The following is a 21,107-nucleotide window of genomic DNA, read 5'->3' on the forward strand; positions in this document are numbered from 1 at the left end:
ATTTCTTATAAGATTGGAGCGAATAACTGGGCGATTTCTTTTACAAGTTTTTGATACCAGCTTGTTTTGATAGAATGAGGATAGACTTCCTGAGAATCTGCAAATATATTTTGAAAATCTCGGGCTATTTCCATTATAGAAGGAGTTTTATAGAGTAAGACTGCATTTTCATAATGGTGTACCAAGCTTCGGTAGTCGAGATTGATTGTCCCCACCACCGCAAAATCTTCGTCTACCAACATCTGCTTACTATGAATAAAACCTGGACTATACTCATAAATCCGAACTCCAGCAGAAAGAAGGTCTGGATAAGCCCCTCTTGTGACTAACTGAATGAACTTCTTATCTGGTATGTAAGGGGTGATAATCCGAACATCGACCCCTCTCATAGCAGCATTTTTGATTGTCTCTGTTAAATCATAGTCTATGATCAAATAAGGTGTCGTAATATAGACCGATTCCGTTGCTTGATTGATCAAACTCTGATAAACTTTTTTTCCTACCTGCGTTCGAAAAATTGGCTTGGGTCCACTCCCGTATGGAATGGTTAAACCGTCACTTGGGATAGAATGATTTTCTAAATGATATTGATCAAAATCACTAATCTCTCCTCGATTGATGTACCAAGTGGTTAAAAACAAGCGTGTCAGGGCTTTTACTGCTAGTCCGTCCAAGCGAATTCCACTATCCTTCCAATAACCAAATCTCTCGACGTGGTTAATGTACTCATCGGCTAAGTTAATGCCTCCTGTATAAGCTATCTGACCATCAATAATCAATATTTTTCTATGATCTCTGTTATTATAGGCCACTGTCAAACGAGGAATAACTTTATTGAATTTATGGGCCTCGATGCCCAGCTGACGAAGTCGATGTGCATAATCTCCTGTTAAAGTAGCCATACAGCCAATATCATCATAGAGCAGTTTAACCTCAATGCCTTGAGCGACCTTTTGCTCCAAGATTTCTAGAATACGATTCCACATCAAACCTTCTTCTATAATGTAATATTCCAAGAAAATAAATTTCTCAGCCTTTTTAAGATCTTCTACCATCTTTTTCCACATGGCTTCTCCGCTAGGAAAATATGTAGAGGCAGTTTGATCATAGACATCGGCATTGGTATCCATACTCAATAAGGACTTGATGACGCCATATGCCGCCTTGTCACTTTCTTTTAATTCCTCTTTTAGTAGCTGGCTATTTGCTTCTTGGAAATGCATGGAGCCTAGCTTCTTCAGTTGTTTGATTTCTTTTTTGGACAATCTCCTCTCACCAAACATCAGATAGAGCAAGGGGCCAAATACTGGCACAAAGGCTACTAATAACCAGGTTACCTTATTCTCAGGAGTCGTATTACGGTTGACTATCGAAATGATTGTGATGATACTCAGTAGAATGAGGACAGTAATCCATAAAATGGGAGCCATGCGTCCTAAATAAAGAAAGAGACCAAAAACAAGACACAGTTCAAGTAGCATAATCGAAAGACTAAAGCCATACTTGGACATCAATAATTGAAATTTTCTATATTTCATATCCCCTCCTTGATATTTTGATACTCAATGAAAATCAAAGAGCAAACTAGGAAACTAGCCGCAGGCTGTACTTGAGTACGGCAAGGCGACGTTAACGCGGTTTGAATTTGATTTTCGAAGAGTATGAATGCTAAAAACAGGTAATTGATACTAGTATAACTCAGGTATTCGACAGAAGGCAAGTATTTATGATTATTTTCTAGGTAAAAGTAAAAAGGATGAAAAATCCAGCACTTTCTACTTGCATAGTCTTATTTAGCTAAAACGATTTGGTCCGATGGGTCTCTATCCATATCATCTACGACGATTTGATTACCGTTTACAGTGTAAATTTTGACATCATCGCCAATAATCATGCGTTGATTTGCTGCATCAAATGTGAGCTGTTTGACTTTCTGATTCCCGTCAGATTCGAACTCAGTCCATGTACCAGTTGTACCAGTCACTACCAAAGTGATACGGCCTCCTTCATCCTGACCAGTATAAGTTCCATCAATATCGGTCGGTTGAGCCTCGGGCGCATTTTGTGAAGAACTTGTTGCTACCTAGTTTGTATTTTCTGTAGACGATGAAGCAGCAGGTTGTGATTGCTGAGTTTGTTGTGTTTGCGCTTGAGCTGCTGGTTGTTGAATCTGTTGAGCTCTTTGTGAACAAGCTACTAAGAGACTAAGACTTGCTAGAGAAGCAAGAGAAAGTGTGAATCTTTTTAATTTCATGATGGATTTCCTTTCTGCTACCAATTTAGAGAAATTTTCTCTAACCAGCAATTCCCCTAGTATAACAAGTTCAAAAAAGGAGTTCAATTCATCTGCTCATGCCCCAGTAGGTAGCCCCGTACTTCTGAGATAAAATAGAGAGACCCTGTAATGAATAACAAGTCCTGCGTATCTGCTCTTTCTTCAAAACTGCTGATAAATTCTCGGTAAGAAGAAACTATATCGTAACCTGTCACATCCCTTTCGTCCAAAGCTCCCTGATAGTCAAAACCAGTCACCTTGAGTTCCACCTGAGGCAAATTCTCAGTCAGATAAGCCAACATCCCTTGATAATCCTTACGTTTCAAGGCTCCAAATAGGATTTGAGGACGATAGCCTTCCTGCTCTTTTTCTTTGATAAACTCCACCAGGCGAGTCAAGGCAGGAAGGTTATGAGCACCGTCCAAGTAAATCTGAGGACAAATACGCTCCAAACGGCCAGCCCAATGGGTCTTCTCCAAAGCCTTTCTTACAACCTGCTCATCAACAGATTCCTTTCTTTCTCCCATAAAAAGAAGAAAAGTTTGCAACGCCAAGGCTGCATTTTCCTGCTGATAAGCTCCTTCTAAGCCTATTTTCAACTGCGAAATATTTAGTAAAGAACTTGAAAAATCCCCATTCAGCATTGAAAAATCTTGGCTTGCCTGATAAAGGTCAACAGCTAAAGATTCGGCTTTTTTCTGACAGACAAGCCTAGCTTCTGGAGGCAATTTCGCAATCACTGCCTTTTTACCAGCCTTAAAAATACCTGCTTTCTGCTCTGCAATTGCTGCTACACTGTCACCCAGAGTCTCCTGATGGTCAAGTCCAATGGAAGTAATGACAGCAAGCTCTCCAGTTACCACATTAGTCGTGTCTAGTAAACCACCAATTCCCACTTCTAGTAAAACCAAATCCACCGCTTGCTCCCTAAAGTAGAGAAAAGCAATCAAGGTCAGCAATTCAAAAAAGGACAACTGATCATGGGTTTGCAGAAGCGTTTTTTCCATCTCCTTGACCTGCTCAGCTAAACGGATAAAGTCTGCGTCTGCTATAGGTTGTCCATTAATGCAGATTCGATCATTAATAGAGACGATATGAGGGGAGGTAAAGGTCGCAACTTTTTTGCCATGCCCCATAAATAACTCCCTCATAAAAGCAATGGTAGAACCTTTCCCATTAGTCCCAGTGACGTGGATAATAGGATAAGACTTCTCGGGATTCCCCAACAAATCCACCGCTTGTTGCATTCGGCCCAAACCTGATCGAAAATTCAAACCAATCCGACTATGGAGCCATTCTTCTACTTCAAACATATACATCTCCTTGACAAAAGTCTAATCAATTATCTAGCAAAATTCCGTAGATAACAAAAAATGAGGTCAGGATTTTCATCCCGACCTCTTACCTGGTTAGCTAATCACTAGCAACTATGGATATTAACGTGGGCTAAAAACGCCACCCAGATTCACCAGCTCTCTTATTTCAAGGAGCTAGGCTGATACAGTCTCCCAGACTTACTTACGGTCTTTATTTTTAGCGTCAGGCTAAAAACGTCCCCCGGACTTACCAGTTCTCTCTTATTTTAAGGAACTGGGGTAAAAATGTTCACTGGATATGCCTGCGTTTCTATTTTCTAGCGCAGGGCTAAACACGTCCACTGGATGTTTTTACTCCTCCATAAAGCTGTTGAAGACTTCTTCAATCATGTTCCATTCGTCTTCTGAGTCTTCTGGGATTGGTTGCAATTCGCCTTCTGTTCCATCTTCGTTTTCGATGAATGAGTAAGCTTGGATTTCAACTTGTCCGTCTTCGTCTTCTTCTGCGTTAACTGGTACTAGAAGAACATAGTTTTTACCAAATTCTTCTTTTCCATCAATCGTCAAAAGGATTTCAAACAAGGTTTCATTTCCTTGCTCATCTACTAGTGTAATTAGTTCACGTTCTTCGTGGTCGTGGTTATGATCGTGTGACATAGCCTCTCCTTTATATTATATTAAAATTTTCTATCTAAATAATTTTGTAAAATCAGCTGAGCTGCTAACTTATCAATGACTTTCTTGCGCTTATTGCGACTGATATCTGCTTGTTCAATCAACATACGCTCAGCGGCCACTGTTGTCAAGCGTTCATCTTGATAGTCTACTGGTAAACCAAAAAGCTCTTCTAGCTTTGCTCCGTATGCTTGACTAGCTTCTACGCGCGGTCCGCTTGTATTGTTCATGTTTTTAGGCAAGCCCACTACAAATCGTTCCACCTTATAAGTATCAACCAACTCCTTAACGCGGTCAAAACCAAATTGGCCTTGCTCCTCATTGATTTGGATGATTTCAAGTCCTTGAGCCGTAAAACCGAGCGGATCGCTAATCGCCACCCCTACCGTTTTTGAACCGACGTCCAATCCCATAATTCTCATAGGTTACAGATCGACTCCTTGTCCTTTAAGGTAGTAGCGGACCAATTCCTCAACGATTTCATCACGCTCATACTTACGGATTTGATTTCGTGCATTATTATAACGAGGAACGTAGGCAGGGTCTCCACTCAATACGTAACCTACGATTTGGTTGATTGGGTTGTAGCCCTTATCGTTCAACGAAGCATAGACATCAGTCAAAGTTTCGCTAATTTCTTTTTTATTGGAATCGTCCAATTTAAAACGTACTGTTTCTTCAGTAAATCCCATTCTAACACCCTCTTTCCTTAGAATAGTACCATTATAGCATAATTCCTTACGTTCTACAATTCAGGCAGTCTATTTATTTGGATTTTCTATTGTTCTGTCGCGCCATTTGCCAATCTGTCTGAAATATATTTGCTTGGTTCATTCTTCAAGAGATTTTCTAAGCCAATATTCTTCAAATATTCTAACTGAGAAGCCTTCTTGACATCCAGAACTTGAAAATCAAAACTAGTTGTTGTTTGAAGTTCTGTTGCACTCAATAATTTGGTTTCAAGCTTAAATCCTGCCAATTTACGAGCTTCTATGATGGACTCATCCTTCTCCTCCGCCTCAAGAAGAGCTTTTTGAGTTTCTTCCACTCCATGTTGGTCAATATAGGTCTTCAACTCATCTGAGACTGGACGTTTTTGTTGAATCGTTAAGCTCAAAAAAGTCTTGTCTTTGTAAGTAATGGTTTGTGTCTGCTGGCTACCATCATCTGACTTGGGCAAGACCAAAGTCTTGGTCACAACTGTATTCTTCTCAGCATTCTCAATAACTGGCAATGCCGACTGAAGCGTATCCTTTTCTGTTTTTGTAGCTGGTCCAGTTTCCTTTTTCTGTCCGCAACCAACCAGGACAAAAAGGAAAGCTAGACTAACAAGAACTATTTTTTTCATTTCTTTCTTCTTTCTTTTTGAAATTAAAATAGAATAAGACTGGGAATTGCTCCCAGCCTTGATGTTTATAGAGCTGCACGCAAACGTGCTTCTGCATTTTCTACATTACGGACAGAGCGTGGTAGGAAGGCACGAATATCGTCTTCCTTATAGCCAACTTGCAGGCGTTTTTCATCCACAAGGATTGGGCTCTTTAAAATTCTCGGTGTTTCCATAATCAGATTAAGGACTTCATTGACACTCAAATCTTCAATATCCACTCCAAGGGCTTTGGCATAGCGATTTTTAGACGAAACGATGCTGGCTATTCCGTTATCTGTTTTGGTTAGAATATCCAGTAATTCTTCTCTCGTAATTCCTTCTTTACCAAGGTTTTGTTCTTTATAACTTAACTGGTGGGCATTGAGCCAGGTTTTTGCTTTTTTACAGCTAGTACAACTTGAGACTGTATAAATTTTAATCATGTACCTACCCCTTTCGCTACATGTTACTATCAGTTTAGTCTATTATACCATAAAAAACATCCGACTTGCGACCTATTTTTAAATTTTTTTGACTTTTTTCGTCATTTTCGTACTTTTTTCTTGACAAAATAAAATTTACAGCCATTCTTGATATTTCTTGATATAAATTTTTTTCACAATTGTCACGCTAATCATATACAAAATAATGATGAAAAGTAAAAAGATGAAATAAATCGGTTTTAAAGGAGTTAGATGAAGTAGGATTGCGAGTGGACTGTAGGGAAGGAAGGTCACAAAGGCTGCAGCCAATAAGGTTGTCACAAGGACTAGCCAAGCCGGACGACTTTGTAAAAAGGGAATTTTAGCTGAACGCAGCATATGAATAACCATGGTCTGTGACCACATGGACTCGATAAACCAACCTGTCTGAAACAAGACAATAAATCCTACGGCAGACTCTGCCCCATGAACATAAGCTTGACCTGTCGTCATGGGTACAATGATAAAATAGAGCAAAATAAAGGTCAAAATATCAAAGGCAGAAGATATAGGCCCCATCCAAATCATGAAACGTGTGATGGACTTAGCTTCCCAGGTATGCGGATTTCTCAAAAAATCTTTATCCACCTTGTCAAAAGGCAAGGCAATACAAGACAAATCATAGACTAGATTTAGGATAATCAAATGGACTGGTGCCATTGGTAAAAATGGCAAAAAGATTCCAGAGACCAATAGGGATAAGATATTTCCAAAATTAGAACTCACTGTCATTTTGATATATTTGGTCATATTGGCATAGACCTTACGCCCTTCAACAAGTCCTTTTTCAAGCACCATGAGATCCTTATCAAGTAGGATAACATCAGCTGTTTCTTTGGCAATATCTACTGCTGTATCAACAGAAATTCCCACATCTGCAACTTTCATAGAAGGAGCATCATTGATCCCATCTCCCATATAGCCTACAGCATGACCATTAGCCTTAAATTGCAAAATAATCCTTGCTTTTTGGTCAGGTGAAAGCTTGGCAAAGACGGTTACCTCCTCCACGGCTTGAGCCAATTCTTGATCACTCATCTGATCGATTTCAGATCCTAACAGCATCTGATTGATATCCAAACCAACCTTTTCACAGACTGCTTGGGTAACTTTTTCGTTGTCTCCCGTCAAAATTTTTGTTTGAACTCCATGTTCTAATAGAGCCTTAATTGCTGGTGCTGCAGATGGTTTAGGAGGATCTAGGAAGGCTAAATAACCAGTTAGAATCATCTCCCCTTCATCATCAACTGTATAGGCATGGCCTTCCCTCAAACCTGACTTATAGGCCACTCCCAAGACACGCAAACCTTGTTGATTTAGTTGTCTGACTTCTGCTAAAATTTCTTCTCTAATAACATCTGTCAAGGGAGTAATCACTCCTTGGTATTCCGCATAACTGGAAATCGTCAACATTTCCTCTAGGGCACCCTTGGTTACCAAACTAACAACTTCGTGTTCATCCTTAACGATAACACTCATCCGTCTACGTTCAAAATCAAAGGGAAGCTCATCTATTTTTTGAAAAGTTTGATCCAGATTTTGTAAGAGGGTGTGTTCTTTGGCTTCCTTTTCAGTCCGTTTGATGATGGCTCTGTCCATCAAATTTTTCAAGCCCGTTTGAAAATAAGAATTGAGATAAGCTCGTCTCAAGACGGTCAAATCCAAGCGTCCGTGGATGTCCAAGGGATATTCAAGGACAATTTCGTCTTGGGTTAGAGTTCCTGTCTTATCTGTACACAAAATATCAATCGCCCCTAAGTCCTGTATGGCATTGAGTTTCTTGATAACCACTTTTTCCTTGGCCATAATGATGGAGCCCTTTGCTAGACTGGCCGTGATAATCATAGGAAGCATCTCAGGTGTCAATCCAACACCAACACTCAAAGCAAATACGCCAGCTTCTAACCAATCTCCATCTGTTAAACCATTGGACAAGAAAACGATAGGCACCATGACCAGCATCAAACGAATCAAGAGCCACGAAATACTATTCATCTCCCGTTCAAACGAAGTAGGCTCATCATAGGTGTTCAAAGTCTGCTCAATGGCCCCCATCATGGTATCATCACCAACTGCTAAAACCACGGCCTTGGCACTACCAGACAAGACATTGGTTCCCATAAAGGAGAGCGCTTCTGCTTCTAGCAGACTATCAGATTGTTGAACTGTTGCCTTGGTCAAGGCCAATTTTTCAACCGATTCACTTTCACCTGTCAAGCCCGACTGTTGTACAAAGAAATCGCGCGACTCAAATAAAAGAAGATCTGCTGGAATCATGTCTCCAGCGCTTAATTTAACCACGTCACCCACTACCAAATCATCGATAGGTACTTCTTGAATTTCTCCTTGACGAATGACAGTCGCTGTGTTGACAATCATTTTTGATAGATTGGTCGCAGCCTTATCACTACGGAGTTCTTGGACAAAGCGTATGCCACCAGAAATGAGGACTAGGACAACGATGATAATAGAAGTCGTCGGATCCTCTTGACCTGGTTTTGCCAACCAGACATTGGTCACCAAGGAAATCACGGCGATGACCAGTAAGATAATCGTAAAAGGATTGATAATGGATTCGTAAATCTTTTTGAGGATACTGTCTTCTTGACCCTTTGTGATGGTATTTTCGCCATATAGGTCACGATTTTTCTCCACCTGCTCCTCAGTCAAGCCTGTTAGACTTGTCTTATAAAAAGATAGAGTTTCGTTTAAAGATGTATGAATAGCTGTTGCTAATCTTTCTTTTGTAGTTTTCATTGGTTTCTCCTATCTGTATGAATGATGTGTTTCATACACAGAGACCAATCACTTTATAAGGACAGAACGACACAAATCAGCGATTGGCTGTGTATGTGCGGTTCCGGATGATCGTCAATTTGCATCGTTTATCTCCTTTCTTTGATTTAAACAGTAGAAAATCCCACCATAAAATGGCAGGATTAAAAAACTAATTATCTGTTTTTCGTTCAAGCTTTAACTCCATAGGGCAATGTAATGAGCTTAGTCTTGGCCTTCGCGACCAGGACTGTTGACCAACGAGTAGTGTCTCCACTGCTTTGCGGTAGTCATCCGTATCCCTATGGTAGCCTCACCTACCGTTTTCGTCTTTCAGTATAAACCTTTAAAATTTAAAAGTCAATCATTTGAGTTGTTTAACTCTTAAATAACTATCAACTCTTTTGGAGCAAGGGTCAATAATTCACAACCTGTCTCTGTAATCAGAATATCATCCTCGATACGAACGCCATATTTGCCTTCGATATAGATACCTGGCTCATCTGTCAATGCCATACCTGCCTTAATAGTTTCTGTAGAAGTTTGGCTAAAGTAAGGCTCTTCATGGATATCCAGTCCAATACCGTGTCCAATACCGTGGGTAAAGTAGTCGCCATAGCCTGCCTCGATGATAATATCACGAGGAATTTTGTCAAAGTCACGGAAACCTAAGCCAGCCTTAGCCTGGTCAATCAAGGCTTGGTTGGCTTTCAAAACCGTATTGTAAATCTCTGCCTGCTCGTCGCTAACATGCCCCAAGTAGATAGTTCGTGTCATATCACTGACATAGTGGTCATATAGGCAGCCGAAATCCATGGTAATGGCTTCTCCCAATTCCACTGGTTTGTGCATGGGATGGGCATGGGGTTTAGAAGAGTTGATACCGCTGGCTAGGATAGTGTCAAAAGACAAGCCAGATGCTCCCAACTCACGCATGCGGAAGTCAAGGAAGTTGGCAATCTCAATTTCAGTCTTTCCTGGCTTAATAAAGTCAAGCGCATCGCGGAAAGCTTGGTCTGAGATAGAACAAGCCTTGCGAATAGCTGCAATCTCCGCTTCATCCTTAATCATTCGAAGACCTTCAACAAACTGAGTCTGTGGAAGCAAGTCCAAACCTGCAAAAGCTGCCTGCATACGGTGATAATAAGAGACTGAAATCTCGTCCTCAAAACCGATTCGAGACAAGCCCATGTCCTTAACAATACCCGCAATGACAGCCAATTCATCACGGTCAGCCACAATCTCAAAACCACTGGTTTCTTGCTTGGCCGCAATGATATAGCGAGAGTCTGTCACCAAGACCTGACGATCACGGCTGATAAAGACTGTTCCGTTTGACCCCCAAAAACCAGTCAAGTAGTAGACGTTTTTAAGATTGTTGATGATGATACCATCTAGTTCTTTTTCTTGCATTTTAGCTAGAAATGCTTGTACGCGTTTATTCATGATGTAACTTTCCTTTCAAATAGTGTCCTGTGTAGCTTGCTTCGTTGGCCGCTACTTCTTCTGGAGTTCCTGTTGCGATGATGGTTCCACCACCGACACCGCCCTCAGGTCCCAAGTCAATAATATGGTCTGCCGTCTTGATAACATCCAGATTGTGCTCAATGACGAGGACTGTATTGCCATCGTCAACAAAGCGAGCCAAGACTTTAAGCAAGCGAGCGATATCCTCTGTATGGAGTCCTGTCGTCGGCTCATCCAGAATGTAGAAAGATTTTCCTGTCGATCGTTTGTGAAGTTCGCTAGCCAACTTCATACGCTGAGCTTCTCCCCCAGAAAGGGTGGTAGCTGGTTGACCTAGCGTCACATAGCCCAGTCCCACATCCTTGATGGTCTGAAGTTTACGTTGAATCTTTGGAATGTGTTGGAAGAACTCCACCGCATCGTTGACGGTCATATCCAAGACTTGCGAGATATTCTTTTCCTTATAGTGAACTTCTAGGGTTTCACTGTTGTAACGGGTCCCGTGGCAAACTTCACAAGCCACATAAACATCTGGCAAGAAGTGCATCTCAATCTTGATAATCCCGTCACCTGAGCAGGCTTCACAGCGACCACCCTTGACATTGAAACTGAAACGCCCCTTCTTGTAGCCTCGAATCTTGGCTTCATTTGTCTGGGCAAAAAGGTCACGTATATCGTCAAAAACTCCTGTATAGGTAGCAGGGTTAGACCTCGGCGTTCGTCCGATAGGACTTTGGTCAATATCAATCAAGCGGTCTACATGCTCAATCCCTGTAATCGTTTTAAACTTACCAGGTTTGTCTGAATTGCGGTTGAGTTTTTGAGCAATGGCTTTTTTGAGGATGCTGTTAATTAAGGTCGATTTCCCTGAACCTGACACACCTGTCACCGCGATGAATTTTCCTAGTGGAAAGCGAGCTGTGACATTTTGCAGGTTGTTCTCACGCGCACCTGTCACTTCGATAAAACGACCATTTCCGGTACGGCGCTCGTCTGGCACTGGAATGGCACGTTTGCCTGACAAGTACTGACCTGTGATAGACTTGCTGTTGCGAGCCACTTGCTTAGGGGTTCCTGCCGCAACAATCTCCCCACCAAAAACACCGGCACCGGGACCAACGTCAATCAGATAATCCGCCTCACGCATGGTATCTTCGTCATGTTCCACCACGATGAGGGTATTACCTAAATCGCGCATCTTTTTCAGACTGGCAATCAGGCGGTCATTGTCCCTCTGGTGGAGACCGATTGACGGCTCATCCAGGATATAAAGGACACCTGATAAGTTGGAACCAATCTGGGTCGCCAAGCGAATGCGCTGACTTTCCCCACCTGAAAGGGTTCCTGCTGAACGAGATAGGGTCAGATAGTTGAGACCCACGTTATTCAGGAAGGTCAAGCGGTCCTTGATTTCCTTGAGAATGGGACGGGCGATGATGGCTTCATTTTCAGACAAGGTTAACTGACTCACCAACTCCAAGTGGTCTGCGATAGACAGGTCTGAAATTTCTCCGATATGTGGCCCTTGCTCGCCGCCCACACGGACAGACAAGGCCTGGTCATTGAGACGATAACCGTGACAGGTTCCGCAGGTCAGCTCATTCATGTAGAGGCGCATCTGGGTGCGAGTGTAATCGCTGTTTGTCTCGTGATAACGACGCTTGATATTATTGACAACTCCTTCAAACGGAATGTCAATATCGCGCACGCCACCAAATTCATTTTCATAGTGGAAATGGAATTCCTTGCCATCTGAACCATAGAAAATCAAGTTCTTATCTTCTTCTGACAAGTCCTCAAAAGGCTTATCCATATCCACTCCAAAGGCTGTCATAGCCTGCTCTAGCATGTTTGGATAGTAGTTGGATGAGATAGGATTCCAAGGAGCCAAGGCTCCCTCGCGTAGCGTTTTGCTGGCATCTGGCACCACCAAATCAGTATCCACCTCCAGCTTGATGCCCAAGCCGTCACACTCACTACAAGAACCAAAAGGAGCATTGAAGGAGAAGAGACGTGGCTCTAACTCTGGGACAGTAAAACCGCAAACTGGACAGGCATAGTGCTCAGAGAACAATAACTCAGAGTCGTCCATAGTGTCGATAATGACATAACCTTCTGCGATACGAAGGGCAGCCTCAATGGAATCAAAGAGACGGCTACGAATGCCCTCCTTGATGACAATACGGTCAACTACGACATCAATATTGTGTTGCTTGCTCTTAGACAACTCTGGCACTTCGGTCACATCATAGACTTCCCCATCCACACGGACACGGACATAACCGTCTTTCTGAACCTTCTCAATAACACTCTTATGTTGACCTTTTTTCTTGCGGATGACAGGAGCTAAAATTTGCAGGCGCTGGCGTTCAGGTAACTCCAAAACCTTATCCACAATTTGCTCCACAGAAGAGGCCTTGATAGCTCCATGCCCGTTGATACAGTAAGGCGTCCCCACACGCGCGTAGAGGAGACGCAGATAGTCGTTGATTTCAGTCGTTGTTCCCACCGTCGAGCGAGGGTTTTTGCTAGTCGTTTTCTGGTCGATGGAAATAGCTGGGCTCAGACCATCAATGGCATCTACATCAGGCTTCTCCATATTTCCCAAGAATTGACGAGCATAGGCTGACAAACTCTCTACATAGCGCCGTTGTCCCTCGGCATAGAGGGTATCAAAGGCCAGACTGGATTTCCCTGAACCTGACAAGCCGGTCACGACAACCAACTTGTCTCGTGGAATCTCCACATCAATATTTTTTAAATTATGGGCACGCGCCCCATGAATGACAATTTTATCTTGCATCTTTGTTCTTTCTAGTCCATTATTGCTTACCATTATACCAAAAAAAGTGAGATTCTATTACCCAAAAGGCTGATTTTGTAGTATAATAGTACGGTGTGAAAAAATCTGAAAAATGAGAAAGGATAAGGGATATGAAACAAGTTTTTCTCTCTACAACAACTGAATTTAAAGAGATCGATACGCTTGAACCGGGTACTTGGATCAATCTCGTTAATCCAACTCAAAATGAATCACTCGAAATCGCCAACGCCTTCGATATTGATATCGCCGACCTTCGAGCACCGCTCGATGCGGAAGAAATGTCTCGTATTACCATTGAAGACGAGTATACCCTGATTATCGTAGACGTGCCGGTCACAGAAGAAAGAAATAACCGCACCTACTACGTAACCATCCCGCTTGGTATTATCATCACCGAGGAAACCATTATCACTACGTGTTTGGAACCATTACCGGTCCTCGATGTCTTTATCAACCGTCGATTGCGTAATTTCTACACCTTCATGCGTTCGCGTTTTATCTTCCAAATTCTCTATCGCAATGCAGAGCTTTACCTAACAGCCCTTCGTTCAATTGACCGCAAGAGTGAGCAAATCGAAAGTCAACTGCATCAATCAACTCGAAATGAAGAATTGATTGAACTCATGGAATTGGAAAAAACCATCGTCTATTTCAAGGCTTCCCTCAAAACAAATGAGCGTGTGATTAAGAAATTGACCAGCTCAACCAGCAATATCAAGAAATACCTTGAGGACGAAGACCTGCTTGAAGATACCCTGATTGAAACCCAACAGGCCATCGAGATGGCAGACATTTATGGAAACGTCTTGCATTCTATGACAGAGACCTTCGCCTCTATCATTTCCAACAACCAGAACAACATCATGAAAACCTTGGCCCTTGTGACCATCGTCATGTCCATCCCAACCATGGTCTTCTCTGCCTACGGGATGAACTTTAAGGATAATGAAATCCCCCTAAACGGTGAGCCAAATGCCTTCTGGTTAATCGTCTTTATCGCCTTTGCTATGAGTGTCTCGCTCACTCTCTATCTCATCCATAAAAAATGGTTCTAAGAGGAGTTCCTATGTCTCAGATTGATCTACAAAAATTAACTAAGAAAAACCAAGAATTTGTCCACATCGCTACCCAACAATTCATCAAAGATGGAAAAACAGATGCTGAAATCAAGGCTATTTTTGAGGAAGTTATTCCCCAAATCCTTGAAGAGCAAGCCAAGGGTACGACTGCTCGTTCCCTCTATGGCGCACCGACCCACTGGGCACACAGCTTCACTGTCAAGGAACAATATGAAAAAGAGCATCCAAAAGAAAATGATGATCCAAAACTCATGATTATGGACTCAGCCCTTTTCATCACTAGCCTCTTTGCCCTCGTCAGCGCTCTCACAACCTTCTTTGCGGCAGACCAAGCTCTCGGCTATGGTTTGATTACCCTCCTATTAGTTGGACTGGTTGGTGGATTTGCCTTCTACTTGATGTACTACTTTGTTTACCAATACTATGGACCAGATATGGACCGCAGTCAACGTCCACCTTTCTGGAAATCTGTACTGGTTATCCTAGCCTCTATGTTCCTTTGGTTGTTTGTCTTCTTTGCAACAAGCTTCCTACCAGCTAGCCTTAACCCAGTACTTGCTCCATTGCCGCTGGCTATTATCGGAGCAGCCCTCCTAGCCCTTCGCTTCTATCTCAAGAAACGCTTGAACATCCGAAGCGCAAGTGCAGGACCAACACGTTATTAAGAAGAATGATAAAAGCAACTGCAGGTGCGGTTGCTTTTTCACTTACTTTCTTGATTTTAAAGTATTCTTCTGACATCCCACATAGCTTTCTCTTATCTTTTGTGATAAAATAGGCTCATACTCAATGAAAATCAAAGAGCAAACTAGGAAGCTAGCCGCAGGCTGTACTTGAGTACGGCAAGGCAAAGCTGACGTGGTTTGAAGAGATTTTCGAAGAGTATTAAAAGTATTCTTCTGACATCCCACATAGCTCTATCTAATCTTTTGTGATAAAATAAGCTCAATCTATTTCTAGGAGGATGAGATATGGTTTCTACTATTGGTATTGTTAGTTTATCTAGTGGCATTATCGGAGAGGACTTTGTCAAACACGAAGTGGACTTGGGCGTCCAACGTCTCAAGGACCTGGGACTCAATCCTATCTTTTTGCCCCATTCGCTAAATGGATTAGACTTTATCAAGAACCATCCTGAAGCTCGTGCAGAGGATTTGATTCATGCCTTTTCTGATGATAGCATCGATATGATCCTTTGTGCCATCGGTGGAGACGATACCTATCGCTTACTACCTTATCTTTTTGAAAATGACCAACTCCAAAAGGTTATCAAACAAAAAATTTTTCTTGGCTTCTCAGATACAACCATGAACCATCTCATGTTGCATAAACTAGGAATCAAGACTTTTTATGGGCAATCCTTTTTAGCAGACATTTGTGAATTGGACAAGGAAATGCTAGCCTATAGCCTTCACTACTTCAAAGAATTGATTGAGACGGGAAGAATCTCAGAAATCCGCCCTAGCAATGTTTGGTATGAGGAAAGGACTGATTTTAGTCCCAAGGCTCTGGGGACACATCGTATCAGTCATGCAAATACTGGTTTGGAGTTGTTGCAAGGAAATGCCCAGTTCGAGGGAAAAATCCTCGGTGGGTGTCTTGAGTCCCTCTATGATATCTTTGACAACTCTCGATACACAGATAGCACGGAGCTCTGCCAAAAATACAAACTTTTCCCTGACTTGTCAGACTGGGAAGGAAAAATCCTCTTGCTCGAAACAAGCGAAGAAAAGCCTGAGCCGGAAGACTTCAAAAAGATGTTGCAGACTTTAAAGGACACTAGCATATTCGAGGTCATCAGTGGACTCCTGGTCGGAAAACCTATGGATGAAACTTTCTATGACGACTATAAAGAGGCACTATTGGATATTATTGACAGCAATATCCCGATTATCTATAATCTAAATGTCGGCCACGCAACTCCAAGAGCCATTGTACCCTTCGGAGTCCACGCCTATGTAGATGCAAAGGAGCAAGTCATCCGATTTGACTATAACAAAAAATAAATAGTTTTTCTATTTTTGTGCTTTTGTATTGGTTTTCGTTACATTTGTATCTGAATTTATTGCATTTCGCTAATTTCTATGATATCCTTTTGAAGGAGGTGTATATGACAAAACAAAAAATTAATCGAATCGTAGGTTCTATTGGTGCCTTTATTGGAATTATAGTATTTATTGCCTACATACCTCAAATTATCGCTAATTTACAGGGAAATAAAGCTCAACCATTTCAACCTTTATCAGCTGCTATATCTTGCTTAATCTGGGTTATTTATGGATGGACAAAGGAACCTAAGAAAGATTGGATACTAATCATTCCAAATTCAGCTGGTGTTATTTTAGGTGGAATCACTTTTTTGACTTCACTCTAACAAATCTAATAGTATATATAAAAAGCTGGGAAAAATTTCTCAGCTTTTTTCTATATTCTCAGATATGCTAGTGACCGCTTTTCCACTCACAATCATTCTCGTGATCATCAACCAGGCCTGCTGCTTGTAGAAAAGATAAGACTGCGACTGGGCCTGTGAACTTGAAACCTCGTTTTTTTAGATCTTTGGCTAATTTCTCAGACAAAGCGGTTTTAGCTGGAGCTTGGCGGTAATCGGGAACATCATTAACGACAGTTTTCTCCTCAACAAAAGACCAAAGATAGGCATCAAAAGAGCCGTACTTTGCCTGTAACTGTAGCAATGATTGGGCATTAGCGCGTGTAGCAAAAATCTTGGCTCTATTTCGAATGATGGCTGGATTCTCTAGCAAGTCTTCCAGTTCGGTGTCTGTCATCTCTGCGACCGCTTGAATTTGATAGCCATAAAATGCTTCTCGGAAAGCCTGGCGTTTGTTGAGCACCGTTTCCCAAGACAGACCAGCCTGATAGGTTTCCATACACAACAACTCAAACAATGCTTGGTCATCATGGAGGGGCTGGCCCCACTCCTCATCATGGTAGGCAATGTAGAGCGGATTGGTCATCTTGACCCACGAACAACGTTTTGGCATGCTCTGCTCCTATTTGACCAACATTTTAAGGGCCGACTTGATATAGTTCTCAGCTGTATCTGTCGTTCCTTCGAAGAATTTCTTGATTTTCTTGAGCTCGGTTGCCTTGTAGCCCAGAGCCAACATGGCTTCCATGGCTTCTTCCAGTTCTTGGTTTTCAGCGCTAGCTTGCACTGCCACCTTGGCAGGAAGGTCATCTCCTGCAACTACTACCTTGCCTTCCAAGTCCAGCACCATCTGCTGGGCTGTTTTCTTGCCAATTTTAGGGAACTTGGTCAAGTAGGTGATATTCTTGGTTTCAATAGCTTGAACCAGGCCAGCATTGTCATCAGCAGCGATAATAGCAAGAGCTGATACCGGCCCAATCCCAGAGACCGAAATCAGACTAAGAAAGAGCTTTTTCTCATCTTCTGAGCGAAATCCATAAAGCAGATGGGCGTCCTCACGCACGACTTGATGCACATAAATCTGAGCTACTTGATTAACCTGTCCTGAGTAGGCATAGGGATTAGCCACATGCAGGATATAACCAATACCGTTGACTTCAAGAACAATGTATTTAGCAGTGATTTTGGTAATGATTCCTTTTAAATATTCGTACATAGTTTTCCTTTTCTCGTCTACTATTTAATCTACTTTATAGTATACCATACTTTAGACCCTAACCTTCAATATCATAAGAAAGTTCCTATCTGTCAGCATTTTGTAGAGTAACAGTCTGAAAAAGAATATTTCAAAAAAGTAATAACAAAATTAAACGAACGAATTGCATTCTTAAAAAGCTTAGAATACTTTTCGTTCGTTTTTTATCTTTTATTTTTGCTCTGATTCACTCTACTTAACTTTAAATTTTAAAATAATAAAGCTATGTTGAGGAATCGTATAAGTCATACCTTTTGTATATGTAAATTCAGAATTCTCAATATGAACTTTATCAGGCTCTGTCAAAGAATTCTCATCATTTATATTTTTAGATGTCATTTTTTTAACTTCTACAACTGAGCCATCCATACTCTCGTCTATGCCCTCAAAATTGATATTTATATCATAACCATTTACACGATTAACATTTGTAAGTGCAACATAAACATTCCCAACATCGTCTTTACTAACAAGTGTTGAAACACTAGTTACTCCATTTTCAAGTTTCGGAGATTTTTCTATTGAAGACTTAAGAATATTATCTCCAAAACCACCTTTATTCAACATTTCAAAAACAAGAGCAGATGGTGTAGCAAAATACTTATAATTCCCTTTACCAGTTTTTCTATCTGAACCAGCTTGAGGAACAGCTTGTATTACTGCCTGTTGTGTAGGTCCTAAAGAATCTCCACCTGAACTATACCAATCCACTAAAGTATGTTTTTGAATATAAGGGCTTCCTAATTTGACATATTCTAGTAGTGTTTTTGCAATATATAAAGCATGGGTTACCGACCTTACTTGCGGTTCTGTATTTCTAAAAATACCGTACTCACTGATAACAGGAACTTTCCCTTCAGGTAACATTTTTACATAGTCTGCGACATGTTTAATTCCTGTGTTTTCCGCTTTCAACATTGCATTATCATAGAATGTAAGGGGGTTATTTCCACCATTTACATGACCTGAATATGGATGAATCGTTAAACCATCGTAAAGATGATTCTTCTTCAATAAAGCCATATGTTTTATGAACTGAGGTGATTCATAACTCGAAAATACATATGCCTGCTTCTCTGTGTTTTCTGTCTCTGAAATTTGTTTCATTGTGCGTTTCAAACTTTCCGCAATTTGAACATAGCCATCCTTCTGTACGGAATACGAAACTCGAATAGACACCCCTTTCTTAGGAATCATCCCTTTAATACCATCACCAAACTTGATAGACCCATTACTATAGTCCACAACTACGTGTTTTGAAGTCTGAACAGAATTATTAAAATTAGTGACAACTTCCCATTCCTCTTTTTCCTTACCGTCTCCAACAAACACTCTAACTGAATCTTTTTCAATTGCTATAAAATTAGGATTATCAACAATTTTATTATCTATGTATTTTTTAGGATTCACATTTGCATAGCGCATATACTTAATCATATTAGCATTCCCGCTACTTTTAGAGGCAGATTGATTCCAGTTTTCTTCGTCAACTACGTATTGTTGATTAAATACAGCTGTTCCTCCCTCTGTGTAAGCTTGCTCCGTATTCTTTCCCTTAACAAACGCTGTCCAATAAGATTGGGATACTGTTCCATCACCACCAGCACCGCCTTGATTCATTTCGTTCCCAATTTCAAAAAATTTAATGTTAAATGGTTCCCTATGCCCTAAATCAGCACGAACTTGAGCCCAATCCACACCTCCGTTCGGATTCGTTCCAATTCTAGCATTTAAAAATTCCATCAAATCTGAAACATCTTGCGCATTACCTCTTCCCAAACTGTAGACATAGACCATTTCAGAATCAACATTCTGTGCGAATGTAGCGATTTCTGATAAACCAAAATTTGCTTCAATTCCTACTTGACCTGGATTGTTGTAAAATCCATGAATTTGTTTTCTTAGACTCTCTACAGGACCAATAGCTGTTTTCCAATTAAATAAATTAGAAATTGTTCCACCAGGATATCTTATGGAACCAAATCCCGCTTTCTTGTAGAGATTAACAAACTCATCTCGTACCTTCTTTTCCTTCTCATCAAAAGAACCGTAGCCATTGAATGCATAACGATGATTGATACCAAATATATGCTTTGCATCTATCTTCCTTTCAATCTTGCTTGTGTCAATTGAAATATTTACCAAATCATTCGCTTGAACCTTCTTTATTAAACTGTTTAAATCATTGTAATATGATCTAAGAACATCAATGTTTTCGTCTCCTTTAATGCCTTCAATCGTTTCAACTAGCTTCAGTAAAGTCTGATAATCACTCTCTAATTTATTAGTCCGCTCACTCTCTATAACTTCCTTAGCAATCTTTAACAATGGAAACAATTTATTATCTATAAATATTTTTTGACCTTTAATATTATATATTTGTTGCACTTCATCATGACTTAGGACGCGGTTATATATTCTAATATCATCTAAATTTCCTCTCATTTGATGTGGGTCATTCCCTAAATTTTTATGAGAACCTATTAAGAGAGAGGTTAGCTGATTCACAGTATTTTTATTAAGAGGACTAACACTATCTAACAAACCGTTTATATAATACGATATGGTCAATTCTTCGATATTGAAACTAATTGCAATATGTACCCATTCATTCTTTTTTATAGCTGCTTTACTATCAATATTCACAGCGGCTATATATGTATTAAGTTGTCCATTTGCTTTAATATTTAACAAAGACTTTCCTTGTCCATCTTGTTGAAAAACAACAGCTGAAGAATTAGAATTCACTTCGGATATACTACTATCATATTTCAACCAAACTGTAAAAGTATAGCTATTTTTGGCTGTGTTTATTAAATCATTAACTTTGATATAGCTACCTGAGCCCTCTCCAAAATTTACAACTTTACCGAATACATCATCTCCTGAGTCAATAATCTTAACATGATTACCAATAAGAGTCCCGGAATAATTAGAATCTATTCCTACCGTGGTATTAGAACCTATGGTATCCGCTTCAAAATCAAACTTTTGAATTAAGCCTTCAGACAGGTCATTTTCTCTCGGCAATAAATGAGAAACCTTGTGAGTAGACTCGTTTGAATGATTCGCAAATACGTTCTCAGTATTCATAAAATACATTCCAAGTCCTACTATACTGAAACATATGATTAAATTTTTGAATGAGCTGTGATTATTTTTCAAAAATAATTTTTTTATAAATCGATTCATGACTTC

At 40.6% G+C, this 21,107-nt stretch carries 17 protein-coding genes, 1 pseudogene and 1 riboswitch; of the genes and pseudogenes, 4 read left to right on the plus strand and 14 right to left on the minus strand.

What is annotated here, in order from left to right:
* Positions 1–5: 5 nt before the first annotated feature.
* The 11 genes and pseudogenes from cls to uvrA all read right to left on the minus strand — a co-directional run bounded on the left by cls (position 6) and on the right by uvrA (position 13,162).
* Positions 6–1,538 (minus strand): cardiolipin synthase, encoded by a 1,533-nt coding sequence (gene cls / locus HT722_RS04350; protein WP_173219252.1) that lies wholly within the window; start codon positions 1,536–1,538, stop codon positions 6–8.
* Positions 1,539–1,789: 251 nt separating this feature from the next.
* Positions 1,790–2,254 (minus strand): annotated as a pseudogene (locus HT722_RS04355) (SP_0198 family lipoprotein).
* Positions 2,255–2,337: 83 nt separating this feature from the next.
* Positions 2,338–3,588, minus strand: a complete 1,251-nt coding sequence (locus tag HT722_RS04360) for a folylpolyglutamate synthase/dihydrofolate synthase family protein (RefSeq protein ID WP_173253145.1) — start codon at positions 3,586–3,588, stop codon at positions 2,338–2,340.
* 354 nt (positions 3,589–3,942) lie between these two features.
* Positions 3,943–4,248, minus strand: coding sequence for a DUF1292 domain-containing protein (locus tag HT722_RS04365; protein WP_000017620.1), 306 nt, complete (start codon positions 4,246–4,248; stop codon positions 3,943–3,945).
* 20 nt (positions 4,249–4,268) lie between these two features.
* The gene (ruvX, locus tag HT722_RS04370) at positions 4,269–4,688 is read right to left on the minus strand and encodes a Holliday junction resolvase RuvX (protein ID WP_004239076.1); all 420 of its coding nucleotides are present in this window, start codon (positions 4,686–4,688) and stop codon (positions 4,269–4,271) included.
* 3 nt (positions 4,689–4,691) lie between these two features.
* Complete coding sequence (locus tag HT722_RS04375; protein WP_000507059.1) at positions 4,692–4,958, minus strand: IreB family regulatory phosphoprotein; 267 nt, start codon at positions 4,956–4,958, stop codon at positions 4,692–4,694.
* An 86-nt stretch (positions 4,959–5,044) separates the two neighbouring features.
* A complete protein-coding gene (locus tag HT722_RS04380) occupies positions 5,045–5,614 on the minus strand; it encodes an SP0191 family lipoprotein (RefSeq protein ID WP_004269739.1) in 570 nt (189 codons plus the stop codon).
* A 65-nt stretch (positions 5,615–5,679) separates the two neighbouring features.
* Positions 5,680–6,078: a transcriptional regulator Spx gene (gene spx / locus HT722_RS04385; protein WP_000591165.1), complete on the minus strand. Its 399-nt coding sequence runs from the start codon at positions 6,076–6,078 to the stop codon at positions 5,680–5,682.
* Positions 6,079–6,213: 135 nt separating this feature from the next.
* Positions 6,214–8,874, minus strand: coding sequence for a magnesium-translocating P-type ATPase (gene mgtA, locus HT722_RS04390; protein WP_173253146.1), 2,661 nt, complete (start codon positions 8,872–8,874; stop codon positions 6,214–6,216).
* A gap of 194 nt (positions 8,875–9,068) precedes the next feature.
* Positions 9,069–9,219, minus strand: a riboswitch (M-box (ykoK) riboswitch).
* 57 nt (positions 9,220–9,276) lie between these two features.
* A complete protein-coding gene (locus HT722_RS04395) occupies positions 9,277–10,338 on the minus strand; it encodes a Xaa-Pro peptidase family protein (RefSeq protein ID WP_049493919.1) in 1,062 nt (353 codons plus the stop codon).
* On the minus strand, positions 10,331–13,162 hold the full coding sequence (uvrA, locus tag HT722_RS04400) for an excinuclease ABC subunit UvrA (protein WP_173219243.1): 2,832 nt from the start codon (positions 13,160–13,162) through the stop codon (positions 10,331–10,333). Before uvrA ends, HT722_RS04395 begins: the two co-directional genes overlap by 8 nt.
* A 131-nt stretch (positions 13,163–13,293) precedes the next feature.
* Between uvrA and HT722_RS04405 the strand changes: the two genes are divergently transcribed.
* From HT722_RS04405 to HT722_RS04420, 4 genes are all read left to right on the plus strand, one after another.
* Complete coding sequence (locus HT722_RS04405; protein ID WP_000815623.1) at positions 13,294–14,238, plus strand: magnesium transporter CorA family protein; 945 nt, start codon at positions 13,294–13,296, stop codon at positions 14,236–14,238.
* 11 nt (positions 14,239–14,249) lie between these two features.
* Positions 14,250–14,927 carry a DUF1129 domain-containing protein gene (locus HT722_RS04410; RefSeq protein WP_173277752.1) on the plus strand — a complete coding sequence of 226 codons (678 nt, stop codon included), beginning with the start codon at positions 14,250–14,252 and terminating at the stop codon, positions 14,925–14,927.
* A gap of 306 nt (positions 14,928–15,233) precedes the next feature.
* Positions 15,234–16,268, plus strand: a complete 1,035-nt coding sequence (locus tag HT722_RS04415; protein ID WP_173277754.1) for a S66 peptidase family protein — start codon at positions 15,234–15,236, stop codon at positions 16,266–16,268.
* 104 nt (positions 16,269–16,372) lie between these two features.
* Positions 16,373–16,636 carry a SemiSWEET family transporter gene (locus HT722_RS04420; RefSeq protein WP_000166114.1) on the plus strand — a complete coding sequence of 88 codons (264 nt, stop codon included), beginning with the start codon at positions 16,373–16,375 and terminating at the stop codon, positions 16,634–16,636.
* Positions 16,637–16,703: 67 nt separating this feature from the next.
* Here HT722_RS04420 and HT722_RS04425 read toward each other — a convergent pair whose 3' ends face one another.
* The 3 genes from HT722_RS04425 to HT722_RS04435 all read right to left on the minus strand — a co-directional run bounded on the left by HT722_RS04425 (position 16,704) and on the right by HT722_RS04435 (position 21,101).
* Positions 16,704–17,267, minus strand: coding sequence for a DNA-3-methyladenine glycosylase I (locus HT722_RS04425; protein WP_173277756.1), 564 nt, complete (start codon positions 17,265–17,267; stop codon positions 16,704–16,706).
* A gap of 9 nt (positions 17,268–17,276) precedes the next feature.
* Positions 17,277–17,870 carry a Holliday junction branch migration protein RuvA gene (ruvA, locus tag HT722_RS04430; protein ID WP_173277758.1) on the minus strand — a complete coding sequence of 198 codons (594 nt, stop codon included), beginning with the start codon at positions 17,868–17,870 and terminating at the stop codon, positions 17,277–17,279.
* Positions 17,871–18,101: 231 nt separating this feature from the next.
* Positions 18,102–21,101, minus strand: a complete 3,000-nt coding sequence (locus HT722_RS04435; protein WP_173277761.1) for a LamG-like jellyroll fold domain-containing protein — start codon at positions 21,099–21,101, stop codon at positions 18,102–18,104.
* Positions 21,102–21,107 lie beyond the last annotated feature (6 nt).

This window comes from Streptococcus sp. 53 (assembly GCF_013276565.1).
In the GTDB taxonomy this organism is placed as follows: Bacteria; Bacillota; Bacilli; order Lactobacillales; family Streptococcaceae; genus Streptococcus.

What these genes read in the sequence shown, in the direction of transcription:
- cls (WP_173219252.1), bottom strand. Translation starts at nt 1,538, where the DNA reads ATGAAATATAGAAAATTTCAATTATTGATGTCCAAGTATGGCTTTAGT.
- HT722_RS04360 (WP_173253145.1), bottom strand. Translation starts at nt 3,588, where the DNA reads ATGTTTGAAGTAGAAGAATGGCTCCATAGTCGGATTGGTTTGAATTTT.
- HT722_RS04365 (WP_000017620.1), bottom strand. Translation starts at nt 4,248, where the DNA reads ATGTCACACGATCATAACCACGACCACGAAGAACGTGAACTAATTACA.
- ruvX (WP_004239076.1), bottom strand. Translation starts at nt 4,688, where the DNA reads ATGAGAATTATGGGATTGGACGTCGGTTCAAAAACGGTAGGGGTGGCG.
- HT722_RS04375 (WP_000507059.1), bottom strand. Translation starts at nt 4,958, where the DNA reads ATGGGATTTACTGAAGAAACAGTACGTTTTAAATTGGACGATTCCAAT.
- HT722_RS04380 (WP_004269739.1), bottom strand. Translation starts at nt 5,614, where the DNA reads ATGAAAAAAATAGTTCTTGTTAGTCTAGCTTTCCTTTTTGTCCTGGTT.
- spx (WP_000591165.1), bottom strand. Translation starts at nt 6,078, where the DNA reads ATGATTAAAATTTATACAGTCTCAAGTTGTACTAGCTGTAAAAAAGCA.
- mgtA (WP_173253146.1), bottom strand. Translation starts at nt 8,874, where the DNA reads ATGAAAACTACAAAAGAAAGATTAGCAACAGCTATTCATACATCTTTA.
- HT722_RS04395 (WP_049493919.1), bottom strand. Translation starts at nt 10,338, where the DNA reads ATGAATAAACGCGTACAAGCATTTCTAGCTAAAATGCAAGAAAAAGAA.
- uvrA (WP_173219243.1), bottom strand. Translation starts at nt 13,162, where the DNA reads ATGCAAGATAAAATTGTCATTCATGGGGCGCGTGCCCATAATTTAAAA.
- HT722_RS04405 (WP_000815623.1), top strand. Translation starts at nt 13,294, where the DNA reads ATGAAACAAGTTTTTCTCTCTACAACAACTGAATTTAAAGAGATCGAT.
- HT722_RS04410 (WP_173277752.1), top strand. Translation starts at nt 14,250, where the DNA reads ATGTCTCAGATTGATCTACAAAAATTAACTAAGAAAAACCAAGAATTT.
- HT722_RS04415 (WP_173277754.1), top strand. Translation starts at nt 15,234, where the DNA reads ATGGTTTCTACTATTGGTATTGTTAGTTTATCTAGTGGCATTATCGGA.
- HT722_RS04420 (WP_000166114.1), top strand. Translation starts at nt 16,373, where the DNA reads ATGACAAAACAAAAAATTAATCGAATCGTAGGTTCTATTGGTGCCTTT.
- HT722_RS04425 (WP_173277756.1), bottom strand. Translation starts at nt 17,267, where the DNA reads ATGCCAAAACGTTGTTCGTGGGTCAAGATGACCAATCCGCTCTACATT.
- ruvA (WP_173277758.1), bottom strand. Translation starts at nt 17,870, where the DNA reads ATGTACGAATATTTAAAAGGAATCATTACCAAAATCACTGCTAAATAC.
- HT722_RS04435 (WP_173277761.1), bottom strand. Translation starts at nt 21,101, where the DNA reads ATGAATCGATTTATAAAAAAATTATTTTTGAAAAATAATCACAGCTCA.